Source organism: Bacillus nitratireducens, assembly GCF_036320425.1.
In the GTDB taxonomy this organism is placed as follows: Bacteria; Bacillota; Bacilli; order Bacillales; family Bacillaceae_G; genus Bacillus_A; species Bacillus_A nitratireducens.
This window is the reverse complement of record NZ_JAUMJO010000003.1, coordinates 1-16,794: the sequence shown is the minus strand read 5'-3', so window position 1 is coordinate 16,794 and position 16,794 is coordinate 1. Positions and strand designations below refer to the sequence as shown.

Annotated in this window: 8 protein-coding genes and 15 tRNA genes; 2 read left to right on the top strand and 21 right to left on the bottom strand. The window is 37.9% G+C overall.

Annotated features, from left to right (window positions below; genetic code table 11):
- Nucleotides 1–263 precede the first annotated feature (263 nt).
- The 5 genes from glgP to glgB all read right to left on the bottom strand — a co-directional run bounded on the left by glgP (nt 264) and on the right by glgB (nt 8,327).
- Complete coding sequence (glgP, locus tag Q3V31_RS11895) at nt 264–2,672, bottom strand: glycogen phosphorylase (protein WP_000494065.1); 2,409 nt, start codon at nt 2,670–2,672, stop codon at nt 264–266.
- Nucleotides 2,673–2,690: 18 nt separating this feature from the next.
- Nucleotides 2,691–4,121, bottom strand: a complete 1,431-nt coding sequence (glgA, locus tag Q3V31_RS11890; protein ID WP_033656798.1) for a glycogen synthase GlgA — start codon at nt 4,119–4,121, stop codon at nt 2,691–2,693.
- Between the two features lie 137 nt (nt 4,122–4,258).
- Nucleotides 4,259–5,293, bottom strand: coding sequence for a glucose-1-phosphate adenylyltransferase subunit GlgD (glgD, locus tag Q3V31_RS11885; protein ID WP_000504135.1), 1,035 nt, complete (start codon nt 5,291–5,293; stop codon nt 4,259–4,261).
- Between the two features lie 18 nt (nt 5,294–5,311).
- Nucleotides 5,312–6,442 (bottom strand): glucose-1-phosphate adenylyltransferase, encoded by a 1,131-nt coding sequence (gene glgC, locus Q3V31_RS11880; RefSeq protein WP_000057600.1) that lies wholly within the window; start codon nt 6,440–6,442, stop codon nt 5,312–5,314.
- The gene (glgB, locus tag Q3V31_RS11875; RefSeq protein WP_000382599.1) at nt 6,390–8,327 is read right to left on the bottom strand and encodes a 1,4-alpha-glucan branching protein GlgB; all 1,938 of its coding nucleotides are present in this window, start codon (nt 8,325–8,327) and stop codon (nt 6,390–6,392) included. The genes glgC and glgB overlap by 53 nt, the downstream gene beginning before the upstream one ends.
- Before the next feature lie 471 nt (nt 8,328–8,798).
- On the opposite strand from glgB, the gene Q3V31_RS11870 reads away from it, so the two are divergent.
- A complete protein-coding gene (locus tag Q3V31_RS11870; RefSeq protein WP_329765205.1) occupies nt 8,799–9,404 on the top strand; it encodes a CalY family protein in 606 nt (201 codons plus the stop codon).
- A 47-nt stretch (nt 9,405–9,451) separates the two neighbouring features.
- A complete protein-coding gene (locus Q3V31_RS11865) occupies nt 9,452–13,675 on the top strand; it encodes a S8 family serine peptidase (RefSeq protein ID WP_329765204.1) in 4,224 nt (1,407 codons plus the stop codon).
- 328 nt (nt 13,676–14,003) lie between these two features.
- On the opposite strand, the gene Q3V31_RS11860 is transcribed toward Q3V31_RS11865, so the two are convergent.
- The 16 genes from Q3V31_RS11860 to Q3V31_RS11785 all read right to left on the bottom strand — a co-directional run bounded on the left by Q3V31_RS11860 (nt 14,004) and on the right by Q3V31_RS11785 (nt 16,753).
- Nucleotides 14,004–14,948, bottom strand: coding sequence for an L-lactate dehydrogenase (locus Q3V31_RS11860; protein ID WP_044737443.1), 945 nt, complete (start codon nt 14,946–14,948; stop codon nt 14,004–14,006).
- A 478-nt stretch (nt 14,949–15,426) separates the two neighbouring features.
- A tRNA-Glu gene (locus Q3V31_RS11855) sits at nt 15,427–15,498 on the bottom strand.
- A 5-nt stretch (nt 15,499–15,503) separates the two neighbouring features.
- Nucleotides 15,504–15,594, bottom strand: a tRNA-Ser gene (locus Q3V31_RS11850).
- A 6-nt stretch (nt 15,595–15,600) separates the two neighbouring features.
- Nucleotides 15,601–15,675: transfer RNA gene (locus Q3V31_RS11845), tRNA-Asn, on the bottom strand.
- Between the two features lie 7 nt (nt 15,676–15,682).
- Nucleotides 15,683–15,759: transfer RNA gene (locus Q3V31_RS11840), tRNA-Ile, on the bottom strand.
- A 10-nt stretch (nt 15,760–15,769) separates the two neighbouring features.
- Nucleotides 15,770–15,840: transfer RNA gene (locus tag Q3V31_RS11835), tRNA-Gly, on the bottom strand.
- A 13-nt stretch (nt 15,841–15,853) separates the two neighbouring features.
- Nucleotides 15,854–15,929: transfer RNA gene (locus Q3V31_RS11830), tRNA-Lys, on the bottom strand.
- A gap of 10 nt (nt 15,930–15,939) precedes the next feature.
- Nucleotides 15,940–16,015, bottom strand: a tRNA-Thr gene (locus Q3V31_RS11825).
- Nucleotides 16,016–16,029: 14 nt separating this feature from the next.
- Nucleotides 16,030–16,105 (bottom strand) — tRNA-Phe (locus Q3V31_RS11820).
- Between the two features lie 15 nt (nt 16,106–16,120).
- Nucleotides 16,121–16,196, bottom strand: a tRNA-Asp gene (locus Q3V31_RS11815).
- Nucleotides 16,197–16,199: 3 nt separating this feature from the next.
- Nucleotides 16,200–16,276, bottom strand: a tRNA-Met gene (locus Q3V31_RS11810).
- Between the two features lie 27 nt (nt 16,277–16,303).
- Nucleotides 16,304–16,396 (bottom strand) — tRNA-Ser (locus tag Q3V31_RS11805).
- A gap of 17 nt (nt 16,397–16,413) precedes the next feature.
- Nucleotides 16,414–16,490 (bottom strand) — tRNA-Ile (locus tag Q3V31_RS11800).
- A gap of 4 nt (nt 16,491–16,494) precedes the next feature.
- Nucleotides 16,495–16,571, bottom strand: a tRNA-Met gene (locus Q3V31_RS11795).
- Nucleotides 16,572–16,591: 20 nt separating this feature from the next.
- Nucleotides 16,592–16,664 (bottom strand) — tRNA-Ala (locus tag Q3V31_RS11790).
- A gap of 15 nt (nt 16,665–16,679) precedes the next feature.
- Nucleotides 16,680–16,753, bottom strand: a tRNA-Pro gene (locus Q3V31_RS11785).
- Nucleotides 16,754–16,794 lie beyond the last annotated feature (41 nt).

Sequence of the window (16,794 nt, the reverse complement as noted above, 5' to 3'; positions counted from 1 at the left end):
GATGAGGGGACCTTACATGCTAAAATTTTTCTTTGCACTTTTTCTTATAATAATTTTTTCGTTTACAGGTTTCTTTACATTTTCATACTTTGCGACAGGGGAATATGGTGGAACAGGTATAATATATACCACTATCCCATTTCTTTCTTAAGCAAAATAAGTAAAACGAGCTTAATCTCATTAAGCTCGTTTTATTTTTCTAAGCAATCGTATTCTTGATTTAAAGGTGAATAAATAAAAGCCCCTTCAAAAGGGGCTTTTATCTAAAACAGTTTAACAGTATTACCAATTCCCCAAATTTCATTACTGTACTGCAAAATTGTTCGATCACTCGCAAAATGCCCAGATTGTGCAATGTTCAAAATCGACATTTCCAGCCATTTCTGCCTATTTTCATAGGCCCTTCCGACAGCTTCTTGTCTTTCAGCATATGGGCTAAAATCCCGAAGAACGAAGTATTCATCGTTTTGAATAACGAGAGAATCATAAATCGCTTCAAATTCAGCTCCCGACTGTGCAAAGAAACCATTCGTTAACTGATCTACTACTTTTTTAATATGCATATTATGGTGATAATAATCACTTGCACGATATCCACCATTTTGATAGTAATGAAGAACCTCATCTGCCGTTAAGCCAAAAATGAAGCAGGCATCATCACCGACCCTGTCTTTTATTTCAATATTAGCCCCATCTAACGTTCCGAGTGTGATTGCACCATTCATCATGAATTTCATGTTACCTGTTCCCGATGCTTCTTTACTCGCAGTTGAAATTTGTTCACTTACATCTGCCGCCGGGAATATATCTTCAGCTAAAGAAACTCGGTAGTTTTCTAGAAAGATAACTTTCATAAACTGACTTACGTACGGATCATTATTTACTTTTCTTGCAAGCTCATTTATTAATTTAATAATTTTCTTCGCATAATAATAGCCAGGTGATGCTTTCGCTCCAAAAATAAAAGTACGCGGGTAAAATGAAAAACTAGTATCCTCTTTTAAACGGTTATACAAGTATAAAATATGAAGAACATTTAATAATTGTCGTTTATAGGCATGTAGTCTTTTCACTTGCACATCAAAAATAGAATTTGGATCAATCGTGATCCCCATTTTATTATGAATGCGCTCCGCTAAAATAATCTTACGCTCTTGTTTTACCCCTGCAAGCATTTCTTGGAAACTAACATCGTGTTGAAATGTTTGCAGAGCTTGAAGCTTAATCGGTTCTTTCTTCCACTCTGTTCCAATCGCTTCCGAAATAAGATTCGTCAGCTGCGGATTCGCCTTCATTAGCCAGCGCCTATGAGCAATTCCATTCGTTTTATTATTAAACTTATCTGGATAAAATTCATAGAACAATCTCATTTCACGCTGCTTTAAAATTTCTGTGTGGATTTTCGCTACACCATTAACGCTATGGCTACCGACAATCGCTAAATGAGCCATTTTCACAAGGTCATGCGCAATAATGGCCATGTCCTCAATACGCTTCCAATCGTACGTATAACGGTCCCAAAGCTCATGACAGAAACGTTCATTAATTTCTTCAATAATCATATAAATTCTCGGTAATAACGGTTTAAAAATGTGAATTGGCCATTTCTCAAGCGCTTCTGATAACGTCGTATGATTCGTATAGGAAATCGTCTGCGTTGTTATGTGCCAAGCTTCTTCCCATGTCAATTTTTCTTCGTCTAATAAAATACGCATAAGTTCTGGAATTGCTAGAACCGGATGTGTATCGTTTATATGAATCGCGATTTTTTCATGTAACTGACGAAGACTACCGTGTCTCTCCCTGTGCATACGAACGATATTTTGCAAACTTGCTGATACGAGGAAATATTGTTGTTTCAAACGAAGTATTTTCCCCTCATCATGCGTATCATCTGGATATAAAAACTCCGATACAGCCTCTGTTTCACGCTTATATTTCAAAATATCTTTACAATTTTGCGGGAATGGAACTGGCTCCGCATTCCAAAGTCTGAGCGTGTTTACAGTACTTGTTTCATACCCTATAACTGGTACATCATATGGTACTGCCATAATAACTTCTGCATTTGTATGCCTGAACTCTAAACGCCCATCAATTTCTAGCGGTTCAACGTTTCCGAAATAACTTACTTCTACAGCTTGATCATACCTTCTTACTTCCCAAACATTTTCATGAAGAAGCCACTGTTCTGGAAATTCTACTTGATAGCCATCAACAATTTTTTGATCAAACAGGCCATGCTTATAACGAATACCACAGCCATGTCCTGGTAAGTTTAAAGAAGCAAGCGAGTCGAGAAAACAGGCTGCTAATCGTCCAAGCCCACCATTTCCAAGTCCTGCATCTGCTTCAACTTCTTCTAACTCGTGCAAAGAAATTCCAAGTTCAGAAAGCCCCTTTTCACATACATCCCTGATACCTAAGTTTAATATGTTGCTTCCAAGCAAACGCCCGAGTAAAAATTCAATGGATAAGTAATACATTTGCTTTTGGTCTCCAGACCGATAACTTTCATTCGTTGCAATCCATTGACTATTCATATACTCACGTACCATATGACCAAGCGTATTATACTGATCACGAGTTGTAGAATCTTTGAAACTTTTCCCATACATCGTTTCTAATTTTTCTAGAAAAGCGGATTTGAAACTTTCAACATGAGTAAACATTTATTCACCACCTCAATGTTATTCCATGAGACTTTTATACAATTTCTTGTACGCAAGAGCCGATTTCCCCCAGCTATAATCTTCAGTCATCGCTTGCTTTACAAGCCTATCCCATACCGGTTTATCTTGATAAAACTCAATTGCACGAAGAACTGTATGTAACATGTCATGTGCATTAAAGTTCGTAAAGCTAAAGCCATTTCCAATTCCAGTTTCTTCATCGTAAGAATGTACAGTATCATTTAATCCGCCTGTTTCTCTTACAATTGGAATCGTACCATATGCTAGTGCAATAAGTTGTCCAAGGCCACACGGTTCAAACAGCGATGGCATTAAAAACAAATCGCTTCCCGCATATACTTGGTGCGCTAACTCTTCATTAAATCCGATATATACTTTTACCTTTTCTGGATACTCGTATGCCATCCATTCAAAGAACTGCTCGTATTCAGAATCGCCTGATCCCAAAATAATACATTGTACATCTTCTTCCATTATTTCACGGAATACAGTACGTACTAGATCAAGCCCCTTTTGCTTCGTTAATCGTGTTACCATCGAAATAACTGGCGTATCTTCTTTTTCTGGCAAACCAAAATAACGCTGCAATGCACGTTTATTTTCATTCTTTCCATCTAATGACTCTGCACTATACTGAGCAGTAATATACGAATCTGTTTCTGGATTATATACGCTCGTATCAATTCCATTTACAATGCCACTAAGCTTATTGTTATTCTTTCGTAACAATCCATCTAGCTTCTCACCGAAAAACTCATATTGAATCTCTTCTTTATATGTCGGGCTAACCGCTGTAATTTGGTCAGATGCGATAATACCGCCTTTCATAAAGTTCACGTTTCCATAAAACTCAAGCTGTTCACTATGAAAATATTCATGACCAAGCTCCAGTAAGTCGTACATCACTTCAGGAGGAAATACACCTTGGAACTGCAAGTTATGAATCGTATATACTGTTTTAATATGCTCATATAACGGGTTATCTTGATACTTTTCACGAAGCAAGAAATTAACCATAGCTGTGTGCCAATCATGGCTATGAAGAACATCTACTTCGAAATCAAGATGCGGAATACACTCTAAAACTGCTTTTGAAAAATAAGAAAAACGCTCCCCATCATCATAATGACCATATAGAGAATCTCTCTTAAAATAATATTCATTATCTATTAAGTAATACGTAATCCCATCCTGCTCACCTTTTAAAATCCCGCAATATTGGTTTCTCCATCCAAGAGGAACGTTAATTACTTTATGAAGCGTACATCCTTCTCTTAGCTCTTTCGGGATAAGACTGTAGTTCGGAAGTATAATGCGAACATTCACTCCTAATTTTTTTAATTCTTTTGGGAGCGCTCCTGCTACATCAGCTAGACCTCCGGATTTAATAAACGGTACACATTCTGATACTGCAAATAAAATATTCACCTGTTGTTCCACTGCACGAAAAGCGTATACATCACAAATCGCTCTTCTTACAGCTTCCTCCCTTCGAGTTTTCATGTAGAGTAAAACCATAATTAGTGGGGGTTTTCTAAATCCCCCACTAATTATGTACCTGCTATTTACGAATAACTATTGATTGTACTATTTTGTACACTACCTTTTTCTACAACATATGGCTCATCAGCACTTCCTTTTAACACTACGCCGTCGCCAAGTTTCACGTCTTTATCAATAATAACACCGTCTATTATACAATTATCTCCAATTTTACTCTTTTGCATAATAATGCTATTACGAACAATTGAACCTTTTCCAATTTTAACAGAACGGGAGATAACACTATTTTCTACTTCTCCTTCAATAATACTGCCGTTTGCAATCATTGTATTTTTCACGGCTGCACCCTTCAGGTAACGAGTTGGTGGTTCATCTTTTACTTTCGTAAAGATCGGTGCTTCTTTCTTAAATAATTGCTTCCAAATAGAAGGCTGCAAAATTTCTAAGCTATGTTTATAGTAACTTTCAATCGAATCAATAATTGCTACATATCCTGTATGCTCATACGTAGCAATATGCAGTGATTTTCCGCGCTTTTCTCTCACTACATCAAATAAACTATATTGCTCCACATCTTTATATGTCTCAAATAAATCTAGCAATAATTGTTTCTTTAACACATATGTTTGAAGCGAAACCCCTTCATGACAAACTTCAGTAATATCTGCAGACGTATGTATATGTCGCTTTAGCACCGCTTGAAAATTTAACGCTGTTACAAGATGGCTATTCGTAATAACAACATACTCTTCTCTGCTTCTTAGAAAATAATCAATATGTCTTCTAAAATGTGCAAAAGATCCAAATTCGTCATGATCACATTGGCAATTCGGTGGGAATAAAAACAGGCCATCACGCTTTCTATCTAAATCCCACTGTTTTCCTGAACCGACATGATCCATTAAAGAACGATTTTTATGACTTGTAAAAACCGCCACGCTATGAATATTAGAATTCACCATATTTGAAAGCATGAAATCAATGAGTCGGTAACGGCCTCCAAACGGTAACGCCGCTAATGAACGATGCCCTGTTACTTTCTTTAAGGAAGGAAAACTTCCCGTTGCATTAATAATTCCTAACATTTTTTCTCCCATTCATTTCATCCCCCTTTTCTATTTTCCTTCAGCAATTAGTACTACATCGTCAACATTTTTTTCTGGGCGAATTATTGTCCCATCTTCAATAACCATTTCTGATCCAACAATCGCTCTTTCAATCACAACGTTTTTACCAATCTTTGCCCCAGGCATAACGACAGAATCGATTACCATACTACCTTCTTCTACCGTTACTCCTTGGAATAAAACAGAATGCTTCACGTCCCCTTCAATGACGCATCCTTCATTAATAAGTGATTCTTCTACTTTTGCCTGTTCTGCAATATATTGAGGCGGCTCGTTTGGATTCACAGAATAAATGCGCCAATTACGATCGTTCAAGTTCAACGATGTTTCATCACGAAGTAAATCCATATTCGCTTCCCATAAGCTTTTCACCGTTCCAACATCTTTCCAATATCCTTCAAACGGATACGCCATCAACTTCTTCCCTTCATCTAATAGAAGTGGAAGTACATCTTTTCCGAAGTCATTACTAGATTCAGGATTTCTTGCATCCATCTCTAAATATTCTTTTAAAATAGCCCAGTTAAAAATATAAATTCCCATTGATGCAAGGTTACTTCTTGGAAATTGCGGTTTCTCCTCAAATTCAACAACTTCCATCTCTTCATTTGTATTCATGATGCCAAAGCGACTTGCTTCATCCCAAGGCACTTCAATAACAGAAATTGAAACATCTGCTTCTTTCTCAATATGGTAATCTAGCATTTTACTGTAATCCATTTTATAAATATGATCGCCTGATAAAATAAGGACATATTCTGGTTCGTACTGACTTAAATAGTTTAAGTTTTGATAAATAGCACTTGCCGTACCTGTATACCACTTCACCCCTGAAGACTCCGCATAGGGAGGTAACACAGTGACTCCACCGTTTACACGATCAAGATCCCAAGCATTTCCGATTCCAATATAATTATGAAGTTCTAGCGGTTGATATTGTGTTAAAATCCCCACCGTTTCAATACCGGAGTTTGCGCAGTTACTTAACGTAAAATCAATAATGCGATATTTACCACCAAATGGAACAGCTGGCTTAGCTAAATTTTTTGTTAATGCACTTAAACGACTACCTTTTCCCCCTGCTAGTAACATTGCTACGCACTTTTGTTTTTGAGCCATCTTGTTTTTTGCTCCCCTTTCTCGTCTTCACTGGTCGTAATATGGATACGCCAAATGGTGGAATTGTAATTTCTACATGTGCCGCTTGATTATGATACGGTTCTAGAACTGCCTTGAGACGTTTCTTATTCACTTGCCCCGATCCGCCATATTGCTCAGCATCACTGTTTAAAATTTCGTTATAATACTCGAAATCTGGTACACCTACTTTATAGTTTTCATATGTAGCTTTCGTAAAATTACATACGACAACTAACGCATCTTCTTGCTTATCCCCTTGGCGAATAAACGAGAAAATACTTTGCTCATTATTATTAGCATCAATCCACTGAAACCCTTCAGGCGAGTGATCTAACTGCCAAAGTGGTTTTGAACGCTTATACAATGCTATGAGCTCTTTAAAGTAATCATGCATATTACGATGCATTTCAAAATCATGTAAATTCCAATCTAAATCTTCAAGATCTTTCCACTCATCAAATTGGCCAAATTCTCCACCCATAAAGAGTAATTTCTTACCTGGATGAGTAAAGAAATATCCATATAATAAACGAAGTTGGGCGAACTTATCCCAGTACTCTCCTGGCATTTTATTTAATAACGACTTTTTCCCATGAACGACTTCATCATGAGAAAGTGGCAATATGAAGTTTTCAGAGTGAGCATATAGTAAAGAGAATGTCATTTTCTCATGAATGTATTTCCGGTACTCTGGTGCACATTCCATATATTTCAGCACGTCATTCATCCAACCCATATTCCATTTATAATTGAATCCAAGTCCACCCTCATACGTTGGAGCTGTTACAAGCGGCCAAGCTGTTGAATCTTCTGCTGTCATAAGAAACTCTTCATCTTCTGCAAACACAGCTTCATTTAACTCTCTTAAGAAAGAAACAGCGTGTTCATTACTTTGCTCTTTTCCTTCTTTATTCCAGTACAGCATATTCGCAACTGCATCTACCCTGAAACCATCAATATGGAAATACCTCATCCAAAATAATGCATTTGAAATTAAGAAATTACGTACTTCTCTCTTCCCTAAATCAAAATTAACAGTTCCCCATATCAGGTTTTCTTGTACATCTATATCTTTATATTCATAAGTCGGTGTCCCATCAAACAAATATAAACCGTGAGCATCTTTACAAAAATGCCCCGGCACCCAATCTAAAATGACACCGATTCCATATTTATGACATTCATCGACAAAATACATCAAATCATGTGGCGTGCCGAATCTACTTGTTGCTGCATAATACCCTGTTCCTTGATATCCCCAAGAACGATCATATGGATGCTCAACAAGCGGCATAATTTCAATATGTGTAAATTGATGTTCCACCACATACGGAATGAGCTCCTCGGCCATTTCTCTGTAAGAATACAGAGCGCCATCTTCTTTCTTTTTCCAAGAACCGAAATGTAATTCATAAACTGTCATCGCTTCTTTATAAATCGATTTTTTCTTTCTCTTACGAATCCAGTTTTTATCATTCCATTCATATCCCTCTATATCAAAAACTACAGATGCCGTATTTGGTCTTACTTCTGCATATACTGCGTAAGGATCTGCTTTTAAAATAACGGAACCGTCCATCGTTTCAATCGCATACTTGTATATCTCATTCTCTGCAATATGCGGTACAAACAAGGACCAAATCCCCTCTTCTGTCACTTGTAGCATCTTATGTTGCTCATAATCCCATTCATTAAAATCTCCAACAACACTCATTGCTTTCGCATGAGGAGCCCATACTGTAAATCGTACACCTCGCATCCCATCTTCCGTCACAATATGTGCCCCAAAGATGTTATAACTGTCATAGTACTTTTCTGTATGAAACTCATCTCGTTTCACTTCTTCACAATTTATTACATCCAATATGTTCACCTCACTAAGATGACAGAAATTTTTTACTCTTTATCATTTCTGCGAAAAACTGAAATATCCTTGTTATTTTTTAAAAAATATTCGTTTTTTTCTTTAATTTCGCTTAAAATATTCAAATTTACTGTGTAAAATATCGAATTTTGACGAATATTCATTGCAAACGCTTCATTCCCTACTAGTCTTTCATCCTATTATTTATTTCTCAACCTTTATTTCATTAGATTTATCCTATTTTACTCGCTATTTATCACTTAAAATCGTAACAAAATAATCTGTCATAAAAAAATGTTTCTCAACATTATTTGTCACAATTTTCTTGAAATGGAAAATTCATAAGCATATACTTGTTCTCAATAAAGAACATCAATCCTTCGCCAATATAATTCATACTGAAATGCTATGTTTACTCTATTCATATTCCATGCGAACGTTTGATGAAAATTTAAACTAGGGGGCTTTCTTATGTCATTAAAACAAAAAGTAGGAATGGGATTTGTCACAGCCACACTTGGCTTATCCCTTACATTCGGTGGTGTATTCGCCTATTTCAGTGATTCTGAAACATCGAATAATTCATTTCAAGCTGGAACACTAGACCTTTCTCTTAATCCAAGTGTAATCGTTGATGTGAAAGATTTAAAGCCTGGTGATTTTATTGAAAGAAATTTCAAGCTTGAAAACAAAGGAACATTGGATATTGCAAAAGTATCACTCGAAACATCCTATGAAGTTACAGATGCAAAGCAAAACAATGCTGGTGAAGATTTAGGTGAACATATCGTCGTAAAGTTTCTAGTTAACGATGGTAAGCCATCTAATCCAAATGATGATCACGAGGTTTTATGGGAAACAAAACTATCAGAACTAAAAACTATGAAGCCTGAGGATGTAGCTACTTCTCTAGAACGTCATAACTTAATAGATGGTATTAAATCTGATAAAACGGATTACTTACACGTTCTATTCTCATTTGAAGATAATGACCAAGATCAAAATAAGTTTCAAGGTGATTCTTTACAACTAAACTGGACATTCAATGCAGAACAAACAAAAGGTGAAGAGAAATAATCTTATTTTTTCTCTATTAAAAAACACAAATTATCGGAGGCTTATACATGAAAAAGAAAAATCGTTTTGTTACGGGAATTGTAACGGCTGGCGTTCTATTTTCAACAGCTCTTCCTTTCAATGTTCTTGCTAAAAGCCCTATTAACCAAATTGACTTATCAAATGCTCATTCTTTACTATCAAAACTTTCCAAAGGAGAGCGCCTGGCATTACAAACATTGGATGCCAATCCTGGCTTTACTATTTCACCAGATATTAATACAAGTAGTTCTGAACCAGTAAATATCATTGTAGAGTTTCAAACTGCACCAGTAAAAATTAATGAATTGAAACAAAAAGCAAAAGGATTGCAGGCTGCTCCTGAAAATATAAAGGCACGTATTGATCAAGAGCATGAAGAATTCCAAGAAGGATTAAAACACCTTCACCAATTCAGCCCATCAGTGAAATCAGGAAATTTCCAGTCTGTACAAATTAAACGCTCTTATAAACATGCGATGAACGGCGTGGCGATGACATTACCAGCTAATACAGTTGAAGAACTGTTGCGAATTGGCGTCGTAAAACGTATTTGGAAAGATTACGAAGTAAAATTAAATTTACCGAAACAAGCTGAGCAAAAAGCACCTCAAAAACTAACTGATAGCATTCCGCAAATTGGGGTAGATAAGTTACATAGCGAGGGCATTACCGGAAAAGGAATTAAAGTCGGAGTATTAGATACAGGTATTGATTACAATCACCCTGACTTAAAAGATGTGTATAAAGGCTATCGCGCAAAACCGGGTGAAGATTCTAGTAAGGTAGACCCAAACTCTGTAAAAGGTTGGGACTTTATTAATAACGATGCAGATCCGATGGAAACAACTTATACAGAGTGGCAACAATCTGGCGCTCCTGAATTTGATAATCGTGGTTCTTCCTTCTACACAGCACACGGTACTCACGTAGCAGGTATCGTTTCTGCTCAAAAGAAAAATAAATCAGATTCAGCAGTAAAAGGTGTTGCACCTGACATTGAACTGTATAACTATCGTGTACTGGGTCCTTATGGAAGCGGAGATAGTTCTGGTATTATTGCTGCAATCGATAAATCTATTTCTGACGGTATGAATGTCATTAACTTATCGTTAGGTGACGATAGTAACAATCCGCTTGATCCAACATCTATCGCTGTTAATAACGCAATGCTTTCCGGTGTTGTTACAGTCGTTGCTGCTGGTAACTCTGGTCCAAATCCAGCGACACTCGGATCACCAGGTGCTTCTCCATTTGCTATTACAGTTGGGGCAAGCGATAGCTCTATTTCCTTACCGAAACTATCAGGTCATGCTGGACAATTACAATTCCCTAACCTAATTTTATTCGGCAAAAACTTCACTGATAAAATAGAAGATTTCAAAGGACAATCTCTCCCTATTGAATCTGTAGGAATCGGTACTCCTGACGAGTTTAGTAAAAAGGATGTAAAAGGAAAAATCGCACTCGTTGCACGTGGCACACTCTCATTTGATGAAAAAATCGTTAATGCGAAACAAGCTGGTGCAAAAGCCGTTATTATTTATAACAATGTGGACGGAGAAATTCCTTTCTACATTGGTGAAAGCACAAAATACATTCCAGCCTTCCGCCTAACGAAAGAAGATGGCGAAAAACTAAAAGCTCAAATTGAACAAGGCAGCACATCCTTAACTTTCGATGAAATCAATTACATTCAAACAGAAGGTGATCACCTTGCAGACTTTAGCTCACGTGGCCCTGTTACATCGAATGATGATATTAAACCTGATATTACAGCGCCTGGTGTTGCGGTACTTTCAACAGTACCTGAATATATTAACGACCCACAAGAGGGTGAAAACTATGATGTTTCCTATGAGCGTATGCAAGGAACATCCATGGCGTCTCCACATATCGCTGGCGTTGCTGCTCTTATTTTGCAAGAACACCCAGAATACTCTCCATTCGATGTAAAGGCATCTCTTATGAACACAGCTGATGATTTAAAAGAAAAGTATTCCGTATATGAAGTTGGAGCTGGACGAGTAGATGCTTATAACTCTGTTCACACTGAAACAAGTTTTAAAGTGTTAGATACGACAAAAACAGTTGTAAATGATGAAGTGATTGAAGTACCAGAAGAAACTGGATCCATTGCATTCGGGAAGTACTATCAAAAAGACGGGGAATCTATTGAACAAAAACGAAAAATTAAAATTGAAAATCGCAATAAACAAGAGAAGAAAGAATTTAAAACAGAAATTTCTTATACACCAGCATCTTCTGCTATTAACGATGCTACCGCAAACGGTGTAAAAGTTTCTACTTCTGAAATACTTACGATTGATGCTGGTAAATCAGATGAAATTGAGGCAAAAATTAATATTCCAGCTGGTGCAAAACAAGGCCGATATGAAGGATATATTCATATTACAAACACGAAAAATAAAGAAGAAACGTATCAAATTCCGTTCTCTATTCGTGTATCAGAGCCTGGTATTGAAAATGCACTATTATCAAGAAAAACAATCTCAACTGATACATCTACATTCAATCCATACCGTGAATCATATGTTCACGGGGCATTCCAATTAAACAGCGAACTTGAAACGTTAGATCTTATTGTGAAAGACTCAAAAACAAATAAAGCGCTCGGCTTCATTGGAACATTAAACACGAGTGAACTAAAAACGGATGTGTATTACTACTTAGATTCATTCTTTAACGGCAGAGTGTATCCTTTTACAAATGATCCTGCAAAACCAATTGGTGATGAGAAAATCGACTTACCAGAAGGAGATTACACAATTGAATTTGTTGGCTATGATAAAGCCGGGAAAGCACGTGTGAAAGGTGATTATGTCGTAATTGATAATACACCGCCAGAAGTGAAATTAACTGGATTACAGCCTGGTATTTATGAACTAAATGAAGAAAACTATACAGTAGAAGACGGTAAAAAAGCACTATGGATTAAAGGAAATGTATATGATTCAAACGTTGACTACTTAAAAGGAAAAGGATTAAACATTACGCAAGAGGCTAACGGAGTTATGTACTATGACTATTCTCCATACTTGCATAAGTTTTTACCGATTACTGAAAATGGTGACTTTAAAGTTGGTATTACACCTGACTCCTTCAGAACGGAAGGCACAATGAACACAGGCGTGTATATTTTCGATTATGCAACTGCAGGCCCTGACTATCCAAGCGGTGTAAATAACTATTGGTTTATCCCGCAAGGTACTCAATATGCAAAAGCTAATTATAATAAAAAAGAATTATATAAAAATGATGAATTCACTGTGACACTAGATGCTAAACACGTAAAACAATTTGTTGCTGGAGAATTTAACGTAAAATTCCTAGAGAAGAACTTCAAATTTGCAAATGCGAAATTGAATCCTGCTTTTGAAAAACTCCTTTCTGAAAAAGGGGTAACGGCAAAAGTAAATGAACCAAAACTAGAAGAAGGTTCTGTTACAGTAGGCGGAGCTATTGATGATAAAAACTTCGCTGGATTAGACGGTGATTTCCCATTCATTGATGTAACTTTCAAAGTAGAAAATGATGAATTTTATGAAGCAAATGCTCAATTAGATTTACCAGTATTCGTTTACTGGAAACAAGGTGAATCAGAGCCAAACAGAATGCGTGTACTGCAAGATCAAACATTCTCAGTTATGTCTTTAAACTCACTAGTAGAAGGAAATATTAAACCTGGTGCATTCGTAAATGAACGTGGATATTTAGATGAAAAGTTCGATTATACGAAACTTGGCGTAAAAGTATATGCAACTGATTCTTACCGTCATAAATTTGAAGGCTCACTAGATAAATACGGATACTTCAAATTAAATGGACTTCCTGTTAATAAACGTGACTATAACTTATTCGTAGAAGTCCCAGGGCATTTAACAAGCCGCCTAACAACGAAATTAGGCACTGAAAAAGATGGTAAGCTGCTTGGCCAATATTATTATGCACGACCTGATGAAAACCTTGCAGGTGATGTAAATGGAGATAAAGTCATTGATATTAAAGATGCTGAAATTATCGCTAGCAACTATGGTAAAAAGGGAGTATCTGTAAAAGACGGTGACCTTAACAAAGATGGTATTGTCGACGAAAAAGATATTCGTTTCGTTGAAAAGAACTTCTTGAAAAAAGGTCCAGATGCATCTAAATCACAAACACCTGTTGAAAAATCAAAAAGCGGTACACTTGCAGACATTTTAAAGAAATTAGGATTAGCGCCTAAAAAATGATAAAGTGAAACTTTAATCAGTGGGGGTTTTGTTCATCCCCCACTGATTATTAGCCTTCACCAATCGGGCTTTTACGGGCAGTTGATCCCCCACCTAACTTCTTTGCTTTCGCTGCATTTTGAGGTGGGGGTCTTACTGCCCGGCAAATAGCGGGATAATAAAGAGCACTCTATATAAAATAGAGTGCTCTTTTCTATAAACGACCCTGATCCAGCAAAAGGGGTATATTGGGGATATACAAGGGAAACCGGAAAAGGAATTTATATTAAATTATATAAAAACTCAGAGGTAGGAAGCAGTTTCCCGCCTCTGAATTATTTAGCAATTATTATAGTACTGGTGCCATTGTTTCTTTTAATACTTTTACAGAATGAGCGAACTTCACTTTTTCTTCTTCGTTTAATTCAAGTTCTACGATTTCACGTACACCTTGGCGGTTAATAACAGCTGGAACACCTACGTAAGCATCTTTCTCACCATATTGGCCTTCAAGGTATGCAGATACAGTTAACACGCTGTTCTCGTTGCTTAAGATTGCTTTAGTTACACGAAGTAGTGACATACCGATTCCGTAGTAAGTTGCACCTTTACGCTCAATGATATGGTAAGCTGCATCACGTACATTTTCAAAGATTTTATCTAAATCTTCTTGGTTGTATTGTTCGTTGTTCGCTAAGATTGTTTCTAGTTTTTGTACACCTACAGTAGCGTGGCTCCATACTGGAAGTTCAGTGTCACCGTGCTCACCAACGATGTAAGCATGAACGTTACGTGGATCTACATCTAAGTAGTCACCTAACATGTAACGGAAACGAGCAGAGTCTAAAGTAGTACCAGAACCGATTACGCGCTCTTTCGGTAAACCAGATTCTTTCCAAGTTACGTAAGTTAAAATATCAACTGGGTTAGTTGCGATTAAGAAGATTCCATCGAATCCGCTATCCATAATACCGCGAACGATTTGTTTAAAGATCTTTGTATTTTTCTCAACTAAGTCTAAACGAGTTTCGCCTGGCTTTTGTGGTAATCCAGCAGTGATAACAACTAGATCTGCATCTTTACAATCTGCATAGCTACCGCTCCAAACTTTTGTTGCTGCTGGAGAGAATGGTACCGCATGGCTTAAGTCCATTGCTTCTCCTTCTGCTTTTGCTTCATTAACATCTACTAATACGAATTCTTCAGCTACACCTTGGTTAATCATTGAGTAAGCATAACTACAACCTACAGCTCCTGTTCCTACTAATACTACGCGATTGATACCTTTTTTCATGTTAATTTCCCCTTTCAATTGTTTACATCTATTTTTTTATTATTGTTTAAGTAATTAATTAAAATACTAATTTAATGTTGTTTAACTTCTTTACATTCATATTGTAGCATGGATTATTGTGAATTACTTCACAAATTATGACCTAATTGTGAACTTTTTCACATAGAGTGTAAAGTTATTGGATTAGGTGTGGAATCCATACCAATTTAGGGGTTTTGTTTAGATTGTGAACGTGGATAGTTCCGTTTTTATCGGTAAATGAAATTATATAGACGATTTTTGGAATATATCCACCGTAACTCAAAATATATCAACGATTCGATGACCTTTTCACACTCCATCGCTCTCTCCTTTCTATTAGTTAGACGATTCAAATAGAAAAAAGTATACAAGAAATCCATAAAAAAAAAGCAGACTATCCAAAGTCCACTTTTACACAACAAAAAAGAGATAGCAGATTATGCTATCTCTTTTAGTATGACCCGTACGGGATTCGAACCCGTGTTACCGCCGTGAAAGGGCGGTGTCTTAACCACTTGACCAACGGGCCAGTTCTGGCAGAGAAGAAGGGATTCGAACCCTCGCACCGCGTTCGCGATCTACTCCCTTAGCAGGGGAGCCCCTTGAGCCACTTGGGTACTTCTCTATAATATGGCTCCGCAGGTAGGACTCGAACCTACGACCGATCGGTTAACAGCCGATAGCTCTACCACTGAGCTACTGCGGAATAATTATGGTGGGCCTAAATGGACTCGAACCATCGACCTCACGCTTATCAGGCGTGCGCTCTAACCAGCTGAGCTATAGGCCCATAATTGAAAAGCGGGTGAAGAGAATCGAACTCTCGACCAGAGCTTGGAAGGCTCTTGTTTTACCACTAAACTACACCCGCATTAAATTGAAAATGGTGAGCCATGAAGGATTCGAACCTTCGACCCTCTGATTAAAAGTCAGATGCTCTACCAACTGAGCTAATGGCTCATTTTGAAAGTGGTGCCGGCTAGAGGACTTGAACCCCCAACCTACTGATTACAAGTCAGTTGCTCTACCAATTGAGCTAAGCCGGCTTGCGACTTCAAAATGGTGGCTCGGGACGGAATCGAACCGCCGACACGAGGATTTTCAGTCCTCTGCTCTACCGACTGAGCTACCGAGCCTTTATGTAAAAAAAATGGCGGTCCCGACCGGGGTCGAACCGGCGATCTCCTGCGTGACAGGCAGGCATGTTAACCACTACACCACGGGACCATTTGGTTGCGGGGACAGGATTTGAACCTGCGACCTTCGGGTTATGAGCCCGACGAGCTACCGTACTGCTCCACCCCGCGATGATATAATATTTAATTTAGAAAAAATGGAGGAGGTAGAGGGATTCGAACCCCCGCGCGACTCTCGCCGCCTGTCGGTTTTCAAGACCGATCCCTTCAGCCGAACTTGGGTATACCTCCGAGATATAAACTTCCAATGGTGGACCTTGTAGGACTCGAACCTACGACCGGACGGTTATGAGCCGTCTGCTCTAACCAGCTGAGCTAAAGGTCCTTTATGGTAGCGGCGGAGGGGATCGAACCCCCGACCTCACGGGTATGAACCGTACGCTCTAGCCAGCTGAGCTACACCGCCATAAATAATATTCAAATAAGTGGAGCCTAGCGGGATCGAACCGCTGACCTCCTGCGTGCAAGGCAGGCGCTCTCCCAGCTGAGCTAAGGCCCCGTGTTTTTGGGAAAATCGGGAAGACAGGATTTGAACCTGCGACCCCCTGGTCCCAAACCAGGTGCTCTACCAAGCTGAGCCACTTCCCGTTAATAAAAGCGCGCCCGAGAGGAGTCGAACCCCTAACCTC